Here is a 20,766-nt window from a genome sequence, read left to right as displayed (position 1 = left end):
ACGAACAAACCTAACCTTGTCTGGAAGAACAGCGTGAGCGTATCCCCACCAACCTGCCCGCCCAGTCAATCATGACCAGAAAAATCGTCGAAAAAGCAATTGTTGTATAGGCATAAACAACGGATTTTTCGTCAAATCGCAGCACCCAGTACAAACTAATGAAGCAGAACGCCGAGTATGGAAAGCCCGGCAATCGCCCTGCCAACCAACGCTGCGCAAACCCCAACATCACGCCAAAAAGACCTGCTCCCAAAACGACACCCAACCATCCCCCACCCAGATAAAGTTCGGTTGAAAAGCCGGCTGCCGTCGCAGAGTGCACCTCTGAAAGCGGTCCACTGAATCCTAGTATGCGGGCAGTCTGCATGGCGCCAGGCTGTAGCACGGGTTTTCCCGGCCAGAGAAAGCGTGGGATAAAGCTGGCAGGAATCATCCCGAACACATTGACTGGTTCAAAACCGTTATGGTCCGCCAATGTCACCGTGATTGCATGCGCCGTCGTCATGTTCAGGCGCGAGCTGATGGCCGAGAATGCCTCGGCTTTATCCACCGTTCCCATCGATTCGCCAAAACTTTCCACCAACTCCATTGTGGATACATTCGAGGCACCCCCACTGCTCCATGTGAGATCCCGAACATGACTAACGTACAACTGCGCGACCGAAATTACGGTGAATGCCAGGGCAATCATGCCCCCCCGTGCCAGGGGGGCCTTGAAATGCCACCAATAGATCATGGCCGAAGGAATCAAAGGAAAGAACATCTCCTCTTTCATGCCACTACCCAAGGCCATTACTGCCATCGGAAACCCCATCAGGATCGACACCACCAGTTTTTTCCAGCGAGATCTGGCGTGCGAAGCAACGAAATAGATGGCCGCGACACCAAAGATAAACAAGAGATAACTCAATTGCTGTACCAAATCAAATTCAACCCCCAATACACGACGAAGGACGTCCACTGCGAACGCGCCAAGATAGACAAGAAGCGACAGCTTCAGCGGCACTTCCTTCAGATCTCGATTCAACGAGTACCGCTCAACTTGCGCCCCAACGGTCAGTCTCCAGCTACAAGCCACCAGTATAGTTCCGAAGACCGTGATGAACTCCGACTTCAGGAACAGCAACAACAGTTCATCCGGTAACGACACGGCGCTATAGGCGTACAGATCGTCCAATCTGACCCCAAAGGTCGCGGCATCCAGCAAGGCATGTATGCGAAAGGCCGCACTCACAAGTAACAGCGCTGACCCGAAACAGTCGTAGCGTGCGCTGCCCCAGCGGCCCATACGCCAAAACGATAAAAGCGCAGCCGCCCCCCCCCCGTGAATCAGGCATAGTGAGATCTCGGTGACAATGCTGGGCGAAGTAACCAGCACGGCAGCCGCAAGAAAAACTCCGTAAATCGTGAGTGACAGAAAGACAGTCTGGAACGCATAAGGCAGGCCAAAAGATACTGGTCTAAGATGAGACTTCATATGTGGATCCCACTACAAGGCCGTTTCATGACCTTTTCTTTAGGTTCTGATCGCATAGAAAGAAAAAGCATGACAGACATGGCTCGGCGCCCCAGAGCAGGAGCAAATGAGCGAAGGTGCCAGAGCAGATTTCCAACGACTTAGCGTTTGCGCAACCGGAACATCATGTCAGCCGTATAAATTCCGCCTTTTGACGAGCCCAGTTCCACAAACAACCAGAAGGCCACGAGCCCCCGGATCCCTTGCCAGAGCAGATACCGGATTCCGCTCACCAACCCATGGGGAACGGGACCACACTCCCGGAAATCTGGCTCGTATCCAAATCCGACAAGGCGTGTGAGCTGATGCACGCTGCTCGGTGTGAACGCATTGAAATGGGTAATATCCCAATAACGGGTCATTCCACCAAATGGCGAAGTGGCATTCGGCACCATCGCCACCAGTGCCCCTTCCGGGCGAAGTACCCGGCAGGCATGTTGCAGAACCGACACTAGAGTGTCCTTGTCGACATGCTCAAGGATATTAAGCGCGAAGATGCGATCGACGGATTCATCGGGCAGCGTGGCCAGATAGCGGCCGATATCGTCCACCACGAAATCCGCGGCAACGCGTTGCCGTGCGAACTCGACCTCTCCCTCACTCAGATTGACCCCGGTGACACGCGCCGCACCGCCCTGCACTGCCAATGCGCAAAGTTCCCCCGTCCCAGAGCCAAGGTCGACCACGACCTTTCCTTTGACATCCAACCAAGGACCCAAACGACGGATCAAACCCTGCTGCGAAAAGGCGAAGGCCTGTTCGCTGAATGCGCTGCCGGCGGCGGAAGTAGTCTCAAAGTAGTAGCGAACGACCAGGTCGCGGGCGTTGTTCGATTGCGGCTCCATCATTTTCTTCCTTCCAACACGGATGCGAACACGGTTTCAAGATCGGCTGCGAGCGCAGACCAAGTAAAGGGAAACGTATCGGCCTTGTGCGCCGGGGCAGCTCGCCGTTCGCCCAACGGATTTCCGGCCAGCCTTGCCAGCGCCTCTGCGACCGCTTGGCGGGTCGCCGCCTCCACCAAAGCACCTCCCGTGCGCTGCGCCAAGACGCGCGACTCACCCGATTCTCCCGGATACACCACGGTCGGCCGACCACAAGCCAACAACTCCAGCAACTTGTGGTGGAAACCTCCGTCATGGCGCACGTACAGATTCGCGACTGCTGAACGGCAGAATTGAGCGAGCTCACCGAGGCCCACATATCCGTGCGACTCAAGATTGCGCGCCTCGACTACATCCCTGGCGGCATCGGCGAACAGCTGGGTATCACCCCCGAAATAGCGGATGCGGACTCTCGCGCGTTGCGCATCCGTCAGCTGCGACATCCAGTCTGCAACACCGCCGAGCATCGTCCTGGTGCGCCCAGCATCGTAAAGTCCACCAACGAAATTGATCGCAAGGGGATCATGGCTTGGGAGGGTGTCGTGTTGAGCGAGCAAGAACTCATCCGCCACGCCGCTGTAGATCACGGTGGCATCCTGGCTCTGCCACTTGCGCGCCATTATGCGGGTGAACTCCGCATTTGCAGTGAGCGCTGCCCAACCACGGGTACGCCACGCCATCAGGTGGCGCAATCCGTTCGGAATATAGAGCTCCCAGTTGTCCTTGATATCCAAGATCCAGGGACATGTGGCTGCGCGGGCCAAGTGCCGCGCGGAGATGGCGTTGCCGGTGTGACCAAAGGTGGTCCAGACCAGATCTGGCCGGAATGCACCGACACACTCCTGCGCACTTGCCGCCACCGCATCACTCCAGCGCCAGCGAGGGCCACCGTGCACCAACAGGTTCCAGGCTGTCTGCATGCGCCTGATGAATGAAGGTACATGACGGAGTGGAGCATCTCTCGAAAGATGCTGGGGCACGCCCAACTCATGCAGGAACGGTTGCAACCAGTCATGGGCGGCCAGACGAGTCGCAAGCCCGGAATCGCGTTGAGCCGGTTCAGGCGTTGCGTCCCGTCGTTGGGTGATAAAGAGGACGTGGTGGCCGCGCACCGCCAGTTCGCGGGCGAATGCCCATAGGCGCACCGCTGAGATATGCGGCGTATCGGGATGCACATCGCTGACGAAGACGAGGCGCATCAAGGCGTGCCAGCTTGTGCACGCATCTGGCGAAGCGGCGCCAGGAAGTACCGCTTCCATTGCTCCACCATGTACGGGTGCCATAACGTCCAACCGAGAGCAAGCTCGCCTTGCTCCACGCGGCGCAATGCACGCTGCCACCAGCTTGCAATCCAGTACTCGCTATCCCGGAAGGCCTGGCTATGGAACGTATCGCGCACCGACGCCAGCATGTCGGGGGACTGGAACCATAAATCCTGCGGCGGACGGAAACCCTGCTTGTTCCAGCGGGTCCTGATCTCCTCGGGCAGGATCCCGCGCATCGACTCGCGTAGCAGGCGCTTGGTCTGGACTTCCCCCATCAACAGATACGGCGGCAAAGCGGCCACGAATTCGGCGATGCGATGGTCGCAGAACGGCAGGCGTACTTCGCGCGAATGCGCCATCGAATTGCGATCGCCGTAGCGCAGCAGCGTGGTCAGATAGCGACCAAAGGTGTCTTGGACCAGCGCATTCGCCAACGAGTTGAAGCCATGCACCTGTGGAAGTACGGTCTCGTGGGCGACTGTGGCCGCCTTCGACGGCTTCATCCCGTATAGCAGACCGGTGCCAAGGCCGAACCGGTTGGACAGCGCATGCCGGATCCGGAAGGGCAGCCGGTCGCGCAAAGCGCGGGCCGGCGGCGTCAGTGCAAGTGGATAGCGCTCACGGATCTTTGGCAATTCGTGCGTCAGGCGCTCGCTGTCTCCAGCCTGGTGCAAGGCTTGCGCGTACCTTGCGAAATACTGCTCGTAGCCGCCCAGGGTTTCATCCGCGCCCTGCCCGTCCAGCAACACCGTTACCCCGTGCTGCTTCGCTAGGCGAAACACGTTCCATTGGGCATATTGGCTGGAACTGCCCACAGGCAACTCGTTATGCCAGAGGAAGTCCGGCAATTCATCCACGAAGCCATCCACCGTGGGTTTCACCACATGGCTGTCCACGTGAGCCGCCTCCACCACCTGCTTTGCCCAGTTCCATTCATCCGCATGCGTACCCGGGAACCTCCCGGTGAACGTGTGGTACCGGGCATCATCGCCCAGTAGCCGACGAGCGATACAGACGATCGCGCTGGAGTCCAAGCCTCCAGACAAACAGGAACCCACCGGCACATCGCTGCGCATGCGGATACGCACGGAATCGATCAGCAGATCGCGGAACTCCGCGAACACCTCCTGCTCGTCGCTCACCTGGCGAGCCGGCTGAGGTTCCACTTGCCAGTAGCGCCAGATACGATGCTGCAAGGTGGCGACCTCCACCTCCATGGCCTCGCCGGGCAGAAGTTGCTGGACATCGTTGAAGACGGTCTGCCGGTCCGCGTCCAAGCCGGTGCTCGGATTATAGGCGGCCTGCACCAAGCGCCACTCATCGAAGTCCAGCGACAACCCCGGATGCTGCAACAGCGCTTTGTACTCCGAGGCGAACGCGAAGAATCCCTTGCCGAACCCGAACAGGAACGGCTTCTCCCCGTAACGATCGCGTGCGCAGAACAGCACACCACGCACGCTGTCATAGAGCGCGAATGCAAACATGCCATTGAAGCGCTGTAGACAGTCCACGCCCCAGTGCTTGTAGGCCTCCAGCAGTACTTCCGTGTCAGAGTGCGAGCGGAACACGACGCCCATCGAGGCCAGCTCCGCGCGCACTTCGAGGTAGTTGTAGATCTCGCCGTTGTAGGTCAGCACGAATCGACCGGAGGCGTCCAGCATCGGTTGATGGCCCGCTTCCGAGAGGTCGAGGATGGACAATCGACGATGTCCCAGACAAACCGACGCAACATCGTTCGACTCAGAGGACCAAATACCTTGCCCGTCGGGGCCACGATGAGCCTGAACTCCAAGCATCACCTGAACCCACCGAATTTCGGGCGACTGTTGTGACCCGATAGTTCCCGCTATGCCGCACATACACCGACCCCAATTTAATTACTTTTCGTAAATCCGTTGTATTCAACTCGATCCATTGCAATCACAAGCGCAAGAAACAGAAAAGAACCAGACAGCAGGGAAATCGCATACCCCAATGCACCGTAACTTGGTATCAACACCATGAAAGCCACACACATGACCAACAAGTACGGAATTTGAAGCCACAGCTGCCGCCACATTCGCGCCGCACCTATAAGTTCCTGCATATATACATTTGCGACTACCGCAGGAATCGTGGATAGAACGATCAGACAGAATGCGAGCCTGCCTCCTGCGAAACCATCACCGTACAACTTCATGATCCATCCGGAGCCTGCGATCACGACAACCGCCACTCCAGCGGCAACCATCAAATTGACCAATGCAAGATTTCGCCGTAGCCTTCTGGTAGCAAGCGGATCACCACTTGTCGACAATCTGCTGAATACGGGGACTGCAACGCCTCCCAGGGAGGCTGCCAGCAAGAGAACCGGGCCGCGCCACTGCTGGCCCGTATTGACAATTGCAACACCCTCAAAGCCACCAGGTTGTCTTGAAAGAATATACATTCCAAGCCATGTTACAAAACCGACAACCAAACTGACTGCCATGGATGGAAAGGCAAAGCCAGTGACGAGCCCCATGAACGAGACTCCCCTTCCGAATTGTGGAATCTGTTGAAGTTGGCGCGTCTTTTTGATGGAAAACCATAAAATCAGTAATTTCAGAAACAGACCGGCCAGAACGATGACAAGCACGCCCATCAGACCGAATCTTACTGCACCTGGGTATATAACTGCCAAGCTGAGCGCAGACGTGAGTATCTTCAATCTGGCGAGCACGCCGAAGAGTTCGAATCCCTGCGCAATCCCATCCTGAACACCACTTACAATTGTCGCACCGACAAACAAAATACCAAGGATGATCGGCATCTGGTATTTACCCGAATCAAGCAACCACATTGAAAGGATCTTGCTGAATGGCAGCGTTGCAACAATGAAGATAACTGCGACCGCACAAGCGAACTTCGAAACAATGGAAATGACGGCGGCCGCTTTCGTTTTTTCCATGTCACGATATTTGGCTATGAACACTGTTGCTGTGAGCCCCATCTGGAGACCCACAACCGACGCCACGAACCCGATGGTGCCAAATAGCAACCCGTAGATCCCGTACTCCGTAATTCCCAACGCGCGTGATATCAATACTGTCTGGGCAACTGCAAACAATCTCTCGAACGCAGAAAGCCCTGTAAACCAGAATACATTTCGACCAAAACTCGATCTCCCTAGTTCTGCAATTTTCCCCCTCAACAAGATATTCATGACATGAATTCAAAATCGCGCGAGCTAGAAGCCCTACAATTCGCGTATGGGCAGCACTTATCACGAATACAAGCAAGAGCCTTACTGCAGACACCTGACTCAAAAAGTGCGATGAGAATCACCTGAGCTTTCGCATCATTTTGCAACTTTTCATCAGTAATTTTCTTCATTTCGGGTAACCTTGCGGATTCAGAGTTTGCCACCGCCAAACGTGCGCACTCATCGCCCGCAGTTCATTCTTTGCACGCCACTGCAAAACTCCGTTTGCTCTGGAAGGGTCCGCAGTCAGCGCGGCAACATCGCCCGCACGGCGTTCCGCGACGCAATATGTAACTTCTTGCCCGACGACAGCCTCAAACGCCGCCACCATTTCCATAACCGAACATCCCCTTCCCGTCCCCAGATTGAATACCTCGCATCCCGCTTGTTCCATGGCGTATTCCACCGCTTTCAGATGCGCTGCGGCCAGGTCCATCACGTGCAGGTAGTCGCGCACGACGGTGCCGTCCGGCGTCGGGTGGTCATCGCCATAGATGCGACAGAAAGGGGACGAAGAGAATCAAGCATGCCCAATTCCCTCCGTCCCTTTTTCGCACCGCGCTGCGTAATAACCCCGATACCACGCCACGAAATTGGCCACCCCCTCCTCCACCGACACCACCGGCCGGTAGCCAACATTCTTGGTCAACGCCGACACGTCCGCCTCGGTGTCCGGCACGTCGCCGGCCTGCAAAGGCAACATCTCCATCCTCGCCTTCTTGCCCAGGCACTGCTCCAGCACTTCGATATAGCGAAGCAGTTCGACCGGCTGTTCGTTGCCGATGTTGTAGATCTTGTAAGGCGCGACGCCGCTGCTGCTCGGGTCCGGCGCATGGCCATCCCAGGCCAGGTCCTTGCCCGGCACCTTGTCTAGCGTACGGATCACGCCTTCGACGACGTCGTCGATGTAGGTGAAGCTGCGCTTGTGGTGACCGTGGTTGAATACCTTGATCGGTTCGCCAGCCAGAATAGCCCTAGTGAACAGGAACAGCGCCATGTCGGGGCGACCCCAGGGGCCGTAGACGGTGAAGAAGCGCAGGCCGGTCGATGAAATGCCGTAGAGATGCGCATAACTGTGCGCCATCTGTTCATTGGCTTTCTTGGTGGCGGCATACAGCGTCAATGGATGCTCGGTGCTCTGGTGCTCGGAAAACGGCATCGTCAGATTGGCGCCATATACCGAGCTGGTCGACGCGAACACCAGATGCTCCACGTCGTGATGGCGACAGCCTTCAAGAACATGCAGGAAGCCGATGACATTGCTCGCCACATAGATGTGCGGATTCTCCGCCGCATAGCGTACGCCCGCCTGTGCCGCAAGGTTGATCACCCGCTGTGGCTTGTGCGTGGCGAACACGCTTTCAACCAGGGCACGATCGGCCAGGTCGCCGTGGACATGCGTGTAATTCGGGTGATTCATGAAGCGTGCGAGCCGCGCCTTCTTCAGGCTCACGTCGTAGTAGTCGTTGAGGTTGTCGAATCCAATGACCTTGTCGCCACGCTCAAGCAATTTGAGGGCAACATGCGAGCCAATGAAGCCGGCGGTGCCGGTGACCAAGACTTTCATGCAATGCGATTCCGACTCAAAGACGACCATCTGCCGCGCCTCGCGGCAGAACGTATTTCACATCGTAGACAACGGAGTCCGGCTTGCCGAAGGCGCGGATGCCGTCGGAACCAAGCGAGACAAACTCCTGATGACCTACTGCCACGATCACGGCGTCGTAGCTGCCAGTTTGCGGCTGCGCCACAGTCGCGACCCCGTACTCGTGCCGCGCTTCGACGCTGTCGACCCAAGGGTCATGGATGTCGACCTCGGCGTTGTAGCCCTTCAGCGCATCCACGATGTCGACCACACGCGTATTGCGCAGATCCGGGCAGTTCTCCTTGAACGCCAGACCCAGCACCAAGACGCGCGCGCGCACCGGGTTGATGCCTTTGCGGACCATCAGCCGAATCACTTCGCTGGCAATATATGGGCCCATGCTGTCATTGGTGCGGCGACCGGCCAGGATCACGTCCGGATGGTGGCCCACTTCCTGCGCCTTGTGGGTGAGGTAGTACGGATCCACGCTGATGCAGTGGCCACCCACCAGGCCCGGGCGGAACGGCAGAAAGTTCCACTTGGTGCCGGCGGCTTCGAGCACTTCCAGCGTGTCGATGCCGAGTTTGTTGAACAGGATGGCGAGGTCGTTGACCAGGGCGATGTTGAGATCGCGCTGGGTGTTCTCGATCACCTTGGCGGCCTCGGCGACCTTGATGCAGCTGGCCTTGTGCGTGCCAGCGGTGATGATCGAGCCGTACAGACGGTCGACAAAGTCCGCTATTTCGGGCGTGGAGCCCGAGGTCACCTTGAGGATGCTGGTGACGCGATGCAGCTTGTCACCCGGGTTGATCCGCTCGGGGCTGTAGCCGGCGAAGAAGTCGCGGTTGTAGGTTAGGGCTGAAACCTTTTCCAGGATCGGCACGCAGACTTCTTCGGTGCAGCCGGGATACACGGTGGATTCGTACACCACGATGTCACCGTGCTTGAGCACCTTGCCCAAACTCTCGCTGGCCTTGACCAGCGGGGTCAGGTCGGGACGCTTGGCCGAGTCGATCGGGGTGGGCACGGTGACGATGTAGACGTTGCAGCCGCGAATGTCATCCAGACTCGCGCTGAAGCTCAGGCGCGGCGCGGCGGCGAGTTCGGCAGCATCCACTTCCAGCGTGTGGTCATGGCCACTGCGCAACTCGTCGATACGCGCGGTGTTGATATCGAAGCCCACTGTGTCGAAGTGCTTGCCGAATTCCACCGCAAGCGGCAGGCCGACATAGCCGAGGCCAATGATGGCTATCTTCGTGTTGTCCAGTGAGTGCATGGGGCTTCCGTTGGATGATCGGGTCGGGACTGTCTGGCGCAGGTCGGACGAATAGCGGGAGCCTTTACCGCGGGTTCGATCGCTGATTATGGGGTTTTCGTGTTACGGGGGCGATGCTGGATGGTTTGAAGTTGCCTGAGGCGGGAGACGGCTGGCTAGCGGGAGGGTTGGCAGCTGCTGCCGAAGTGGGTGTGGGGCGGTTTTTTTGCCGGGTTCAGGGGGTGGGGTATTGGCTGAGAGCCAAGAGCGACCCCTCCTCAGTCCTCCCCTGCTATGCAGGGGAGGAGGTGGTATCGGCTCGGTCCTCCCCTGCTTTACGGGGGAGGAGGTGGTATCGGCTCAGTCCTCCCCTGCTTTACGGGGGAGGAGGTGGTATCGGTTCCGTCCTCCCCTGCTTCGCAGGGGAGGAAGCAAAGCGGGTTATTTGGCGGTTTTGTATTCGTAGTAACCGTAGGAGTAGTAGCCGGCGGCGCGGCGTTCGACGGCGTTGAAGATGGCGCCCTTGATCTCCACACCGTTCTGCTGGAAGCGCTGTTTGGCCAGGGCGATCTCACGTATCTGGTTGAGGCCGAAGCGGGTTACCAGCAGGCTGATGCCGGCATGCTGGCCCACCACCGCGGCATCGGTGACGGCGAGGATGGGCGGGGTGTCGATGACGACGGTGTCGTAGGCCTGCGTGAATTTGTCCAGCAGGGCCTTGAAGGCCGGACGCATCAGCAACTCGGAGGGGTTGGGTGGCACCTTGCCGCGCGGCAGGAAATACATTCCAGCGATGTTGTCCACCGCTCGAATGGCCGCACTCGCCTCGACCTGGCCGCTGATCAGCTCGGACAGTCCGCCCTCTGGGCGGCCACCCAGGATGCGGTGCATGGTGCCCTTGCGCAGGTCGGCATCGATCACCAGCACGCGCTGACCACTCTGCGCAATCACCGCGGCAAGGTTGGTGGAGACGAAGGTCTTGCCGGCGCCCGGGCTGGAACCGGAGATCATCAGCACATTGCTGCCGGCTTCCATCCGCGCGAAGTGCAGGCTGGTGCGCAAGGAGCGCAGTGCCTCGATGGCGAGATCGGCCGGCGTATCCACCACCAGCAGGTGCTGGCGGCCGTCGCCGTGGCGTTGGCTCGCGGGCAGCAGCGCCACTTCGCGCGGGCTCAGCGGGATGACCGCGTACACCGGCAGACCCAGCTGCTCGATCTCGGCCGGGTCTTCCACGCCGCGGCTCAGCATCTTGCGCAGGAATACGAACGCCACGGACAGGAATGCCCCCAAGAACGTGCCAGTCAATACCACCGACGAACGCTTGGGCTTGACCGGATGCGTGGCATCGGTGGCCGCGGAGTCGACGATGCGCACATTGCCTACGGTGCCCGCGCGGGCGATCTCCAGCTGCTGGGCCTGGTTCAACAGCTCGATGTAGGTGGTATTGCTGACCTTCACGTCCTCGGTCAGGCCAAGCAGTTCCTTCTGCGTATCGGGCAGCAGGTCGACCTCCTCCTGCAGCTTGGCCTTTTGCGCCTGCAGTGCGCCGATCTGCTGCATCAGCACCTTGTAGGCCGGGTGATTGGCGGTATAGCGGCGCTCCACGTCGGCCTGATCGATCCTGAGCTTCTGGATGCTGGTGTCGATGCCTACCACCTGGTCGAGCAGGGCCTTGGTCTGCAGCGTGACATCCACCGAATGCGCCTTCACCTGGAAAGCGTTCAGCGCAGCCTGCGCCTTTTCCAGTTGCTGGCGCGTCACTGGCAGTTGCTGCTTGACGAAGGCGAGGCTGCTGGCAGCCTGTGCGGAGTTCTTGTCGACGTTCTGCTGCACGTAGGCCTGCTGCACCTGGTTCAGCACGGCCACCGCGAGCTTCGGGTCGCTGTTTTCGTAGCTGAGCTGGATGATGCCGGAGTCCTTGCCCTGCTCATTGGCATTTATTTGCTGCTGCAGCTTGAGCACGGTGCTGAGGATGCGATGGCGGATCACCGCGAAGTGCGTGCCGGGGTTGGCCCACAACGTCTCCACCTGCAGGGTGACGCCGTGGCCCTGGGCCACCTGCCCCACGCGCCCCTGCAGCAAGGTCGTACCGGCATGCGCCAGCGTGTAGCTACCGCCTGCGCCGGCGACCAGGGTCAGCGGCTGGCCGAGCAGGGCATCGGGCACGTCCAACTGGAACACGTCGAGCTTGGCGCCGCCCCAGTCGTCGCGGCCGAGGCCCAGCCAGGGCGTGGCCACGTCGCCGGGCTTGGCCGGCACGTAGCGGCGGGCGATGAAACCGCCAACCACCGGGAACTGCTGCGGCTGCACCGTGATGTCGAGCTTGAGCTGTTGCACCGCCCGCCCGATCACCGAGCGCGACCGGATGATGGCGATCTCGGTGGCGGCCTCGGAGTTGGAGGTGCCCAGGGTCTGGGTGAGTGCCGAGAGCCCCGGCAGTTGCGGCACCTTCTGCTCCACCTGCACCAGGCCGTTGGCCTGGTAGATCGGCGTGGCGAGCAGGGCGTGGGCCGCGGCCACGAGGAAGAAGGCGCCGGTGACCACGCCGATCAGCCATTTGTGGTCGAGCAGGGTGCCCAGCAGGGCGTTGAGGTCGATGTCGTCGTCGCCAGAAGCTTGCGGTGTTTCGGCCATGTGCGAGGTATTCACTGTCGTGGATTCTGAAGCCGGGGAAGCCAGGCCTGCACGCCCTGCTCGATCATCGCGTAGACGCGCTCGAACATGCCGCGCGGCTGGCGGTAAGGATCGGGAATGTCACGGGACGCCACCCATTTGTCCAGCAGGAAGACCTTGCCGACGGCCTCGGGCGCGAGGCGGCCGATTTGCGCGAGCTGCGCCTGCTCCATCGCCAGTATCAGCTCATGCCGGCGCAGCAGTTCCAGAGTGAGTTGCCGCGCGCGATGCGCAGACGGATCAAGCCCATGCCAGCTCAGGAGTTCGGCAGCCGTCGTATCCATGGGTTGCCCAGCCAGCGCGGCCAGACCGGCACTGCCGATCTCGAACTCATGGCCACGCAGAGCCTGGCGCATGAGCAGTTCGGCAATCGGGCTGCGACAGATATTGCCCACGCACACCAAGAGGATATTGCTGAACACGACTACGCACCGCTCCCTGACCGTTGGCCCTCTTCCCCTGCACGGCGGCCGTGGCGGCGTCCTCGCAGCGCATCGCAACTCCCAACGCAGTCGCCGCAAGAATCTTGCGGGCCTTGCATCTGCCGAAAATCCACTTGCGCGGATAGCTAGCTGTGGATTTATACTTCCAAGGCACACTTTACACAAGCGGACATCCGCAACAGGGAGGGCATGATGGCGACGATGAAGGTGCTTTGTATTGCTTTGCTCGGTGCCGGTATGTCGCTGGCGGCGTCTGCGCAGACTGCGCCGGCCAGCCAGGGCAACCAGATCCACCCGACCACCACGACGAGCCAGGCCGGGGCGACAGGTGCGAACGGGACCACAGCCAGCACGTCCGCCACGACGGGCGCAACCAGCACGTCCGCCACGACGGGCGCAGCCAGCACGTCCGCCACGGCGGCGGGCGCAGCCGGTGCGTCGGCCGCGTCCATCGGCGGCTTGTCTGCCGGCGCGATCGTCGGCATCGGCGCGGCAGCGGTGGCCGTGGGCGTGGCCGCCTCGAGCAGCGGCGGTGGCACCACCGGCACCACCGGCACCCACTGAGGCCGGCCCTCGACAAGGCACGCGGTGAGACCGCGCGCCTTGTCGGGCAACGAAAAATCGCGCCGCCCCTGAGTGGCCGATTGCAGGTTCCTCGTGACATTGCAGGCGTCGCGGATTCCATGCCGCGACGCCTGCCATGTTTTGCGCACACATCCGGCGGCCACGCCGCCGTTGCAAGGTTTCCCAGACGATGAAAGCCCTACCCGCGCTGACCGCCGCCGCGCTCGCCGCCCTGTTGTGCGGCTGCGTGTTCGCCCCCGGCCAGCACCTGGCGAGTTCCGGCTCGCTGCGCGAGAGCGATGCCAGCCGCTACTTCCAGCTGACCCCGATCACGCCGAAGCTGCTGGCGATGCAGCGAGCGACCAACGAGGCCATAGCGGCCGTGCCTGCGGCCCTGCTCGATTACCAGCCGGAGCCGTACCGCATCGGGCCGGGCGACACCCTCTTCGTGACGGTGTGGGAGCACCCCGAGTTGACGGCTCCCGGCGGATCACAGCAGCAGGCGACGGTCAACGGCCGGCAGGTGCGTTCCGACGGCACGCTGTATTACCCGTTCGTGGGCGAGGTGAAGGTGGCCGGCATCACGCTGGAAGATCTGCGCAAACTGATCACGAAGAAGCTGGCGCCGTACATCCCCAACCCGCAGGTAGACGTGGGCGTTATCATCTATGCCAGCCAGCACGTGACCCTGAGCGGCGCCTTCGTCAACACCACGCCGCAGCCGATCACCAGCGTGCCGCTGACCCTGGCGCAGGCGATCGGCACCGCGAAGATCGACGTGCCCGACGCCAACCTCTCCGGGTTGGTGCTGAGCCGCGGCGGCCACGACTTCCCCCTCGATCTGGACGCGCTGGAACACGGCGACCTGTTGGCCAGCCGCATCTACCTGCAGCCCGGCGACCGCATCTACCTGCCGCACAACGACCGCAAGCAGATCTACGTGATGGGCGAGGTGATACAGCCGCGAGCGATCCCGTTCAAGACCTCGGCGATGAACCTGACCCAGGCGCTGGGCCTTGCCGGTGGTTTGAACCCGAGCACCGCCAAGGGCAGCGCGGTGCTGGTGATCCGCGGGGTCAAGGATCTCGAAACGCAACCGGCCACCGTATTCGAACTGGATGCGAAGTCGCCGGCGGCGTTCGCACTGGCCGACAATTTCAAGGTGCTGCCCGGCGACGTGGTGTTCGTGGGTGCGGCGGGTGTGACACGCTGGAATCGCCTGATCAGCCAGTTGCTGCCGATCACCACGGCGCTGAACAGCGCCGCGGCGATCCAGAGCGCCAACCACAACTGATGGCCGTGCCCGGCAAGGTCGCCGCCCGGCGCTGGCGCCCCGGGACGACGCCGGCATGAGTCGCCGGTTCGCCCTGCCCTGCCTGTGGCTGGCCCTGTCGACACTGGCCGGCTGCTCCGCGCTGGGCGGCTCGGTCGCGGATACGGTCAGGCTGGCCGTGGCGCAGCACAGCTCGCAATTGCCGAGCGCGGCCGAGGTAGCTGCCAAGCCGTACTATCAGATGTACGCCAGCACGCGCAGCGGCCAGGCCGTGCTGATTCTGGGCAACCTCGATGGCGAGCGCGAGGCGTGGTACGGCAAGGGCGACGTGGTGCTGTTCCTGCGTCATGGCCAGGTGGTGGCCAGCAGCGGACTCGCCAGCAACCTGGAAGGCCTGCGCCTGCCGGCCGACAACTCCTTTGCGCGCGGCCTGCAGCATCTCGCGACGCCCGTGGAGTTCAACGCGAACATGGACTGGTCCGGCTATCGCTACGGCGTGGCGGTGCACGTGCGCCTGGTGCCGATGGGCGCGACCCGGCTCGAGATCCTCGGCCAGTCGCGCGACGTATTGCGGGTGGACGAGATCCTCGATGCCCCGGCCGCGCGCTGGCACGCGGTCAACCGCTACTGGGTCGACCCTGCCAGCGGGCTGGTGTGGAAGAGCGAGCAGCATCTCACACCGGAACAGGCGATCACCCTCGTGCAATTGAAGCCTTACGCCGGGGTACAGCCGTGAGGCGGCTGGCATGTTGCATCGCGTGCAGTTGGCTGGCGTGGACGGCGCCGGCTCGGGCCGGCATCCAGGTACGCGTGGCGGGCGCGGTGGCGCATCCCGGCACGCTCGTGCTGGCGGATACGGCGCGGCTCAGCGACGCGGCGCTGGCCGCGGGCGTGCAAGCGGACGCGTACCTGCTGGGCGCGGCGTGGTTGCGCCCTTCGCTGATCCGGCAGCAGACCGCATTGAAGGCCGGCATCGTGTACGACCTCGGCGCGCTGCGCGAACACGCATTGCGCGATGGCGACCTGGAGCGCGCCGGTCTCGCGCGCAGCCTGCACGCCTGGCTGGTGGATCTGCCGGTGACCGGGCGCGAAACCGCGCTGCTGGCGCCGCGCGTGGTCGAGGCCACGCCCGCCGCCAACCTGCCGCTGGCGGCGGGCGACACGCTGCTCTATCCGCCGCGCCCAAGCACCGTGCGAGTGGTCGGTGCCGTGCGACAGGCCTGCACGCTGCCGCTGCAACCGTTGCAGGGCGCACGCGAGTATCTCGGGCGCTGCGCGCCCGATGCGCTCGCCGACCGCGACTGGGCGTGGGTGATCCAGCCGGACGGCCGCGTGTTCCGCCGGGGCATCGCTGCCTGGAACCTTTCGGACACGCTGCCGCTGGCGCCCGGCGCAGTGGTCTACGTGCCGATCCGTGCGAACGTCGCCGACCGCATCGACCCCGATCTGAATCGCGAGGTGGCCGCGTTCCTGGCCACCCAGACCTTGCCGGACGCCGCGCCGTGAGCCCGCCACGCCCGTTCCCGTCGCGCCATCGCCTGCGCGCCGCCATCGGCGCGGCCCTGCTGCTGCCGCTGGTTCCACCTGCGCACGCGGGCGACGCCACTCCACCCACCTGGCTCGCGCCCACGTACAACGACTGGGGCAACACCGGCCTGTGGCAGACCCCGGTGGCCCGCATGGCACCAGACAGCGAGTTCGCCTTCACCGCCAGCCACGTGGCGCCGTACACGCGCTACAACTTCCTGCTGCAGCCGCTGCCTTGGCTGCAGGTCACATTCCGCTACTCGGCCATCGACAACCGCCTCTACGGCGTGCCTGGTCAGAGCGGCAACCAGTCCGACAAGGACAAGTCCATCGATGCCCGGCTGCACGTGTGGCAGGAGAGCCGCTACCTGCCCTCGCTCGCGTTGGGCATCCGCGACCTGACCGGCACCGGCCTCTTCTCGGGCGAATACCTCGTCGCCAACAAGCGCACGGGCCCGCTCGACTTCAGCCTCGGGCTGGGCTGGGGTTACCTGGGCGCGCGCGGCGACCTGACCAACCCGCTGGCGATCCTCGACGACAAGTTCAAGACGCGCCCACCGACCTCGATCGGCGAGGGTGGCAAGTTCAACACGCGCAGTTATTTCCGCGGCCGCACCGCGCTGTTCGGCGGCGTGAGCTGGCAGACGCCGTGGCAGCCGCTGCTGGTGAAACTGGAGTACGAAGGCAACGATTACCGGCACGAGCCGCTGGGCGACAACCAGCGGCAGCGCACGCCCTGGAATCTCGGCGTGGTGTACCGGCTCAGCCGCAACGTGGACTTCAGTGCGGCGGTCGAACGCGGCACCACCGCGATGTTCAGCCTCACGCTGCACACCAACCTGGCGGCGGTGGAACTGCCGGCCAAACCACTGGATCCGTCGCCACCGCCGCGACCGGCGTCACCCGCGGCCGGACCGACGGATTGGGCGCGGGTAAGCCAGGCTCTCGATGCAAACGCGGGCATCGCCGTGTCCAGGCTGGCCCTGCGCGGGCGCGAGTTGGTGGTGACCGGCGAGCCACAGCGTTACTACTACAGCGCGCGAACGCTGGGGCGCATGGCACGCGTACTGGACGAGCAGGTGGGAACCGGGGTCGACTGGTACACGCTGGAGTCGACCCAGGCCGGCATGCCGGTGGTGGCTACCAGCGTGGATCGCCGGCGCTTCGATGCGCTGCTCGACCACCGCCTCGCGCCGGACGAATTCGGCCGCGCAGTCGAACAGAACCAGCCGCTGCCGCAGCAGGAGAAGGTGTTGTACCGCGCGCCGCTGCGCCGCTACGACGGCGGCTTCTCACTAGGCTACGCTCAGACCGTGGGCGGTCCGAACGCCTTCCTGCTGTACCAGCTGAGCGCCGACTACAACGCCACGTTCCACTTCACTCCCGGCACGTGGTGGAGCGGCGAGCTGGACGCGAACCTGTTCAACAACTACGGCCGATTCACCTACGACGCGCCCAGCGAACTGCCGCGCGTGCGCACCTACATCCGCGAGTACCTGACCACCTCGCGGCTCACCGTGCCGCTGTTCCAGTTGACCACGGCGCGCCGCCTCGCCCCCGATTGGTACGCGATGGCCTATGGCGGCATGCTGGAGACGATGTTCGGCGGCGTCGGCGGCGAGCTGCTGTACCGACCGTTCGGCGAACGCTGGGCGATCGGCGCGGACCTGAACTGGGTGAAGCAACGCGGCTTCGACCAGCGCGCCGACTTCCGGCCCTACCACGTGGCGACCGGCCAGCTCACCGGCTACTTCGACACCGGTTTCGACAACGTGGCGCTGAAACTCAGCATCGGCCGCTATCTGGCCGGAGACTGGGGCGGCACCATCGATTTGTCGCGGCGCTACCGCAACGGCATCCGCATCGGCGCCTGGGCCACCTTCACCAATGTTTCCTCCCGCCAGTTCGGCGAAGGCAGCTTCGACAAGGGCATCTACGTCTCGATCCCGTTCACGCTGCTGTTGCCGCGCTCGACACCGGGCACCGCGCACATGACGTGGCAGCCCTTGCTGCGCGACGGCGGTGCCCGCCTGAACAAACGCTACAACCTCTACGACCTCACCAGCGACCGCGATACCGACGGACTGCAGGATAACCTGCAGAAGATCACCGAGTAGCAAGGCCTCGTACCCTCCCCTGCTTCAGAGCGAAGCGGCCTTGCTCCCTCCTCTGCGCCAGTAGGGGAGGGTTGGGGTGGGGTTCGCTATTGACCCTGCACTCCTCGCCACCCGGAGCCACCCCCTCACCTGAAGGACTCCCTTCGGTCGCCGACCTCCCCCTGCCGAGCAGGGGGAGGAGCGAAGCGGCTTTGCCCCCTCCCCTGCGCCAGTAGGGGAGGGTTGGGGTGGGGTTCGCTATTGACCCTGCACTCCTCGCCACCCGTAGCCACCCCATCACCTGAAGGACTCCCTTCGGTCGCCGACCTCCCCCTGCCGGGCAGGGGGAGGAGCAAATCGGCCTTGCTCCCTCCTCTGCGCCAGTAGGGGGAAGAGCGAAGCGACTCAGGCCAGCCGCACCTCGTCCGCCTCCACCCGCACCGCCACCGCGCGCAGGTGCTCGCCGCGGCACGGGCCGGCGATGCACAGGCCGTCGTGACGGTTGAAGGTGGCGCCGTGCACGGCGCAGATCAGGGTGGCGTCCTTCAGCAGGAAGTGGCCGGGGGCGTAGTCGAGGCGGCGCCCGGCATGCGGGCAGACGTTGAGGTAGCCGCGCACCTCCGCGCCCTGGCGCAGCAGGATCAGGCTTTCCTCGCCATCAGGCAGGCGGGCGTCGACGGCGGTGGCGCCGCCGTCGGGGATCTCGTCCAGCCGGCACAGCGTCTGCCGGCCCTGCGATGCGGCGGGGGTGAATGTATCCATCGGCACTTGCCTCGCGGGGCGGATGGCCCCATGGTTGTGGCGTAAGTCGTTGATTTTACCACACGGATTTTTAACACATGCACTTCGCCCTGCCTTCTCTTCGTCGTCCCCGCCACCCGCTGGCCCGTGCCCTGTCGCTGTTGCTGGGCGTGGCGATGCTGGGCGTGCTGCTGGTGTTCGGGCTGGTGGTGGCCGGTGTGTTGCTGGTCGGCGGCCTCGTGCTGCTGGTCGCGCGCCAGTGGAAGCAGGGTCGCATGCCGATGGCACCGGCGGCAGCCGGCGTGCACGCGCGGCCGGCCGTGCTGGAAGGCGAATTCGTGGTGATCCGCCAGGGGCGGCCGGTCGCGCATTGAGCAAACCGCAGGGGAACCGACGGATAATGCACCGTCCCCCCATGATCCGCCCCCATGTCCGACACCCCTGCCTCCGTCGCGGTCGCAACGCCGCGCAGCCTGACTGATCCCCGCTTCCTGATACCGCTGTCGCTGTTCGCGCTGTACGTGATCTGGGGCTCGACCTATCTGGGCATCCGATTCGCGCTGGAAAGCTACCCGCCGTTCCTGCTCGCCGGCGTGCGCTTCCTGGGCGCCGGCGTGGCGTTGTACGGCTTCCTGCGCTGGCGCGGGATGGCCCCGCCGACACCACTGCAATGGCGCAATGCGGCGATCACCGGCCTGCTGCTGCTCGGCATGGGCAACGGCCTGGTGTGCTTCGCGGAAGAACGGGTGAGCTCGGGCATCGCCGCGGTGGCGGTGGCCAGCATGCCGCTGTTCGCGGCGCTGTTTTCCGGCATGTACGGCGAGTGGCCGCACCGGCGCGAGGGCATCGGCCTGGCGATCGGCTTTGCCGGCGTGATCGTGCTGAACCTGGGCAGCAGCCTGGCCGGCTCGTCGCTGGGCGCGGCCGCCCTGCTGCTGGCGGCGGCGGCCTGGGCGTTCGGCTCGGTGTGGAGCCGGCGCCAGACGATGCCGCTGGGTCCGATGAACACCGCCGCGCAGATGCTCTGCGCCAGCGTCGCCCTGCTCGTCGTGGGCTTCGCCAGCGGCGAACACCTGCCGGCGCACCCGAGCACCCGCGCCACGCTGGCGGTGGTCTACCTGGCGGTGTTCGGCTCGATCATCGCGTTCAGCGCGTTCCTCTACGTGCTCAGGCACGCGCGCCCCGCGGTGGCCACCAGCTACGCCTACGTGAACCCGCCGGTGGCGGTGCTGGTCGGCGTGCTGCTGGCCGGCGAGAAGGTGGGACCGTTCGACCTGGCCGGCATGGCGATCATCCTGGCCGGCGTGGCGGTGATCACGCTGGCGAAGCAGAAGCGGTAGGTCAAGAGCGTTACCCCCACCTGACCTCCCCCTGCCTTGCAGGGGGAGGGACCGACCGTGCAACCCTGCTCCCTCCCCTGCTTGCAGGGGAGGGCCGGGGTGGGGTTGCTCTTCGCCGAACCCTAGATCAAAAGCATTACCCCCTTCCAACTTCCCCCTGCTTGCAGGGGGAAGGGTCCGACCGTGCGGCCTTGCTCCCTCCCCTGCTCGCAGGGGAGGGACTGAGCGTGCAACCTTGCTCCCTCCCCTGCTTGCAGGGGAGGGGTGGGGTGGGGTTGCTCTTCGCCGAACCCTAGGTCGAAAGCGTTACCCCCTTCCAACTTCCCCCTGCCTTGCAGGGGGAAGGGCGAACGAGGCGTCGCCGGCGGCGACGCAGCTTTG

19 protein-coding genes are annotated in these 20,766 nt (G+C 63.1%); 6 read left to right on the top strand and 13 right to left on the bottom strand.

All coding sequences use genetic code 11. From position 1 onward, the window contains the following. Positions 1 to 10: 10 nt before the first annotated feature. From AC1Q5A_RS03715 to AC1Q5A_RS03660, 12 genes are all read right to left on the bottom strand, one after another. Positions 11 to 1,477 carry a DUF8712 domain-containing protein gene (locus AC1Q5A_RS03715; protein WP_492698431.1) on the bottom strand — a complete coding sequence of 489 codons (1,467 nt, stop codon included), beginning with the start codon at positions 1,475 to 1,477 and terminating at the stop codon, positions 11 to 13. Between the two features lie 140 nt (positions 1,478 to 1,617). Further along, positions 1,618 to 2,361 (bottom strand): class I SAM-dependent methyltransferase, encoded by a 744-nt coding sequence (locus AC1Q5A_RS03710; RefSeq protein WP_492698429.1) that lies wholly within the window; start codon positions 2,359 to 2,361, stop codon positions 1,618 to 1,620. Beyond that, positions 2,361 to 3,599, bottom strand: coding sequence for a glycosyltransferase (locus AC1Q5A_RS03705; protein ID WP_492698427.1), 1,239 nt, complete (start codon positions 3,597 to 3,599; stop codon positions 2,361 to 2,363). Before AC1Q5A_RS03705 ends, AC1Q5A_RS03710 begins: the two co-directional genes overlap by 1 nt. Further along, positions 3,599 to 5,524, bottom strand: coding sequence for an asparagine synthase (glutamine-hydrolyzing) (gene asnB, locus AC1Q5A_RS03700; protein WP_492698425.1), 1,926 nt, complete (start codon positions 5,522 to 5,524; stop codon positions 3,599 to 3,601). Before asnB ends, AC1Q5A_RS03705 begins: the two co-directional genes overlap by 1 nt. A gap of 14 nt (positions 5,525 to 5,538) precedes the next feature. Continuing rightward, positions 5,539 to 6,849 carry an oligosaccharide flippase family protein gene (locus AC1Q5A_RS03695; protein ID WP_492698423.1) on the bottom strand — a complete coding sequence of 437 codons (1,311 nt, stop codon included), beginning with the start codon at positions 6,847 to 6,849 and terminating at the stop codon, positions 5,539 to 5,541. Next, entirely contained in the window at positions 6,846 to 7,019 is a 174-nt protein-coding gene (locus AC1Q5A_RS03690; protein WP_492698421.1) for a hypothetical protein, read from the bottom strand. Before AC1Q5A_RS03690 ends, AC1Q5A_RS03695 begins: the two co-directional genes overlap by 4 nt. Then, positions 7,016 to 7,384 (bottom strand): GDP-mannose 4,6-dehydratase, encoded by a 369-nt coding sequence (locus AC1Q5A_RS03685; protein WP_492699046.1) that lies wholly within the window; start codon positions 7,382 to 7,384, stop codon positions 7,016 to 7,018. Before AC1Q5A_RS03685 ends, AC1Q5A_RS03690 begins: the two co-directional genes overlap by 4 nt. A 24-nt stretch (positions 7,385 to 7,408) precedes the next feature. Then, positions 7,409 to 8,455 (bottom strand): NAD-dependent epimerase, encoded by a 1,047-nt coding sequence (locus tag AC1Q5A_RS03680; RefSeq protein ID WP_492698420.1) that lies wholly within the window; start codon positions 8,453 to 8,455, stop codon positions 7,409 to 7,411. A 16-nt stretch (positions 8,456 to 8,471) separates the two neighbouring features. Beyond that, on the bottom strand, positions 8,472 to 9,749 hold the full coding sequence (gene tviB / locus AC1Q5A_RS03675) for a Vi polysaccharide biosynthesis UDP-N-acetylglucosamine C-6 dehydrogenase TviB (protein WP_492698418.1): 1,278 nt from the start codon (positions 9,747 to 9,749) through the stop codon (positions 8,472 to 8,474). Positions 9,750 to 10,169: 420 nt separating this feature from the next. Then, positions 10,170 to 12,362 (bottom strand): polysaccharide biosynthesis tyrosine autokinase, encoded by a 2,193-nt coding sequence (locus AC1Q5A_RS03670; protein ID WP_492698415.1) that lies wholly within the window; start codon positions 12,360 to 12,362, stop codon positions 10,170 to 10,172. 11 nt (positions 12,363 to 12,373) lie between these two features. Then, positions 12,374 to 12,823 carry a low molecular weight protein-tyrosine-phosphatase gene (locus tag AC1Q5A_RS03665; protein ID WP_492698413.1) on the bottom strand — a complete coding sequence of 150 codons (450 nt, stop codon included), beginning with the start codon at positions 12,821 to 12,823 and terminating at the stop codon, positions 12,374 to 12,376. A 158-nt stretch (positions 12,824 to 12,981) separates the two neighbouring features. Then, entirely contained in the window at positions 12,982 to 13,572 is a 591-nt protein-coding gene (locus AC1Q5A_RS03660) for a hypothetical protein (protein ID WP_492698411.1), read from the bottom strand. A gap of 26 nt (positions 13,573 to 13,598) precedes the next feature. Between AC1Q5A_RS03660 and AC1Q5A_RS03655 the strand changes: the two genes are divergently transcribed. From AC1Q5A_RS03655 to AC1Q5A_RS03640, 4 genes are read left to right on the top strand one after another with little or no spacing between them, the layout of a single operon-like run. Then, entirely contained in the window at positions 13,599 to 14,702 is a 1,104-nt protein-coding gene (locus tag AC1Q5A_RS03655; protein WP_492698410.1) for a polysaccharide biosynthesis/export family protein, read from the top strand. Positions 14,703 to 14,757: 55 nt separating this feature from the next. Beyond that, the gene (locus AC1Q5A_RS03650) at positions 14,758 to 15,417 is read left to right on the top strand and encodes a YjbF family lipoprotein (RefSeq protein WP_492698408.1); all 660 of its coding nucleotides are present in this window, start codon (positions 14,758 to 14,760) and stop codon (positions 15,415 to 15,417) included. Further along, the gene (locus AC1Q5A_RS03645; protein WP_492698407.1) at positions 15,414 to 16,187 is read left to right on the top strand and encodes a capsule biosynthesis GfcC family protein; all 774 of its coding nucleotides are present in this window, start codon (positions 15,414 to 15,416) and stop codon (positions 16,185 to 16,187) included. Before AC1Q5A_RS03650 ends, AC1Q5A_RS03645 begins: the two co-directional genes overlap by 4 nt. Then, positions 16,184 to 18,325, top strand: a complete 2,142-nt coding sequence (locus tag AC1Q5A_RS03640) for a YjbH domain-containing protein (RefSeq protein WP_492698405.1) — start codon at positions 16,184 to 16,186, stop codon at positions 18,323 to 18,325. The genes AC1Q5A_RS03645 and AC1Q5A_RS03640 overlap by 4 nt, the downstream gene beginning before the upstream one ends. Positions 18,326 to 18,709: 384 nt before the next feature. Here the strand turns inward: AC1Q5A_RS03640 and AC1Q5A_RS03635 are convergent, their stop codons facing one another. Then, positions 18,710 to 19,066, bottom strand: a complete 357-nt coding sequence (locus tag AC1Q5A_RS03635) for a Rieske (2Fe-2S) protein (protein WP_492698403.1) — start codon at positions 19,064 to 19,066, stop codon at positions 18,710 to 18,712. 77 nt (positions 19,067 to 19,143) lie between these two features. Here AC1Q5A_RS03635 and AC1Q5A_RS03630 point away from each other — a divergent pair, with 77 nt between their 5' ends. Together AC1Q5A_RS03630 and yedA are read left to right on the top strand one after the other, a co-directional pair. After that, complete coding sequence (locus AC1Q5A_RS03630) at positions 19,144 to 19,419, top strand: hypothetical protein (protein ID WP_492698401.1); 276 nt, start codon at positions 19,144 to 19,146, stop codon at positions 19,417 to 19,419. A gap of 54 nt (positions 19,420 to 19,473) precedes the next feature. Beyond that, positions 19,474 to 20,385, top strand: a complete 912-nt coding sequence (gene yedA / locus AC1Q5A_RS03625; RefSeq protein WP_492698399.1) for a drug/metabolite exporter YedA — start codon at positions 19,474 to 19,476, stop codon at positions 20,383 to 20,385. Positions 20,386 to 20,766: the final 381 nt, after the last annotated feature.

The organism is Rhodanobacter sp. GW835-FHT13D09, from assembly GCF_058793995.1.
This window is presented reverse-complemented; position numbering and strand designations above follow the sequence as displayed.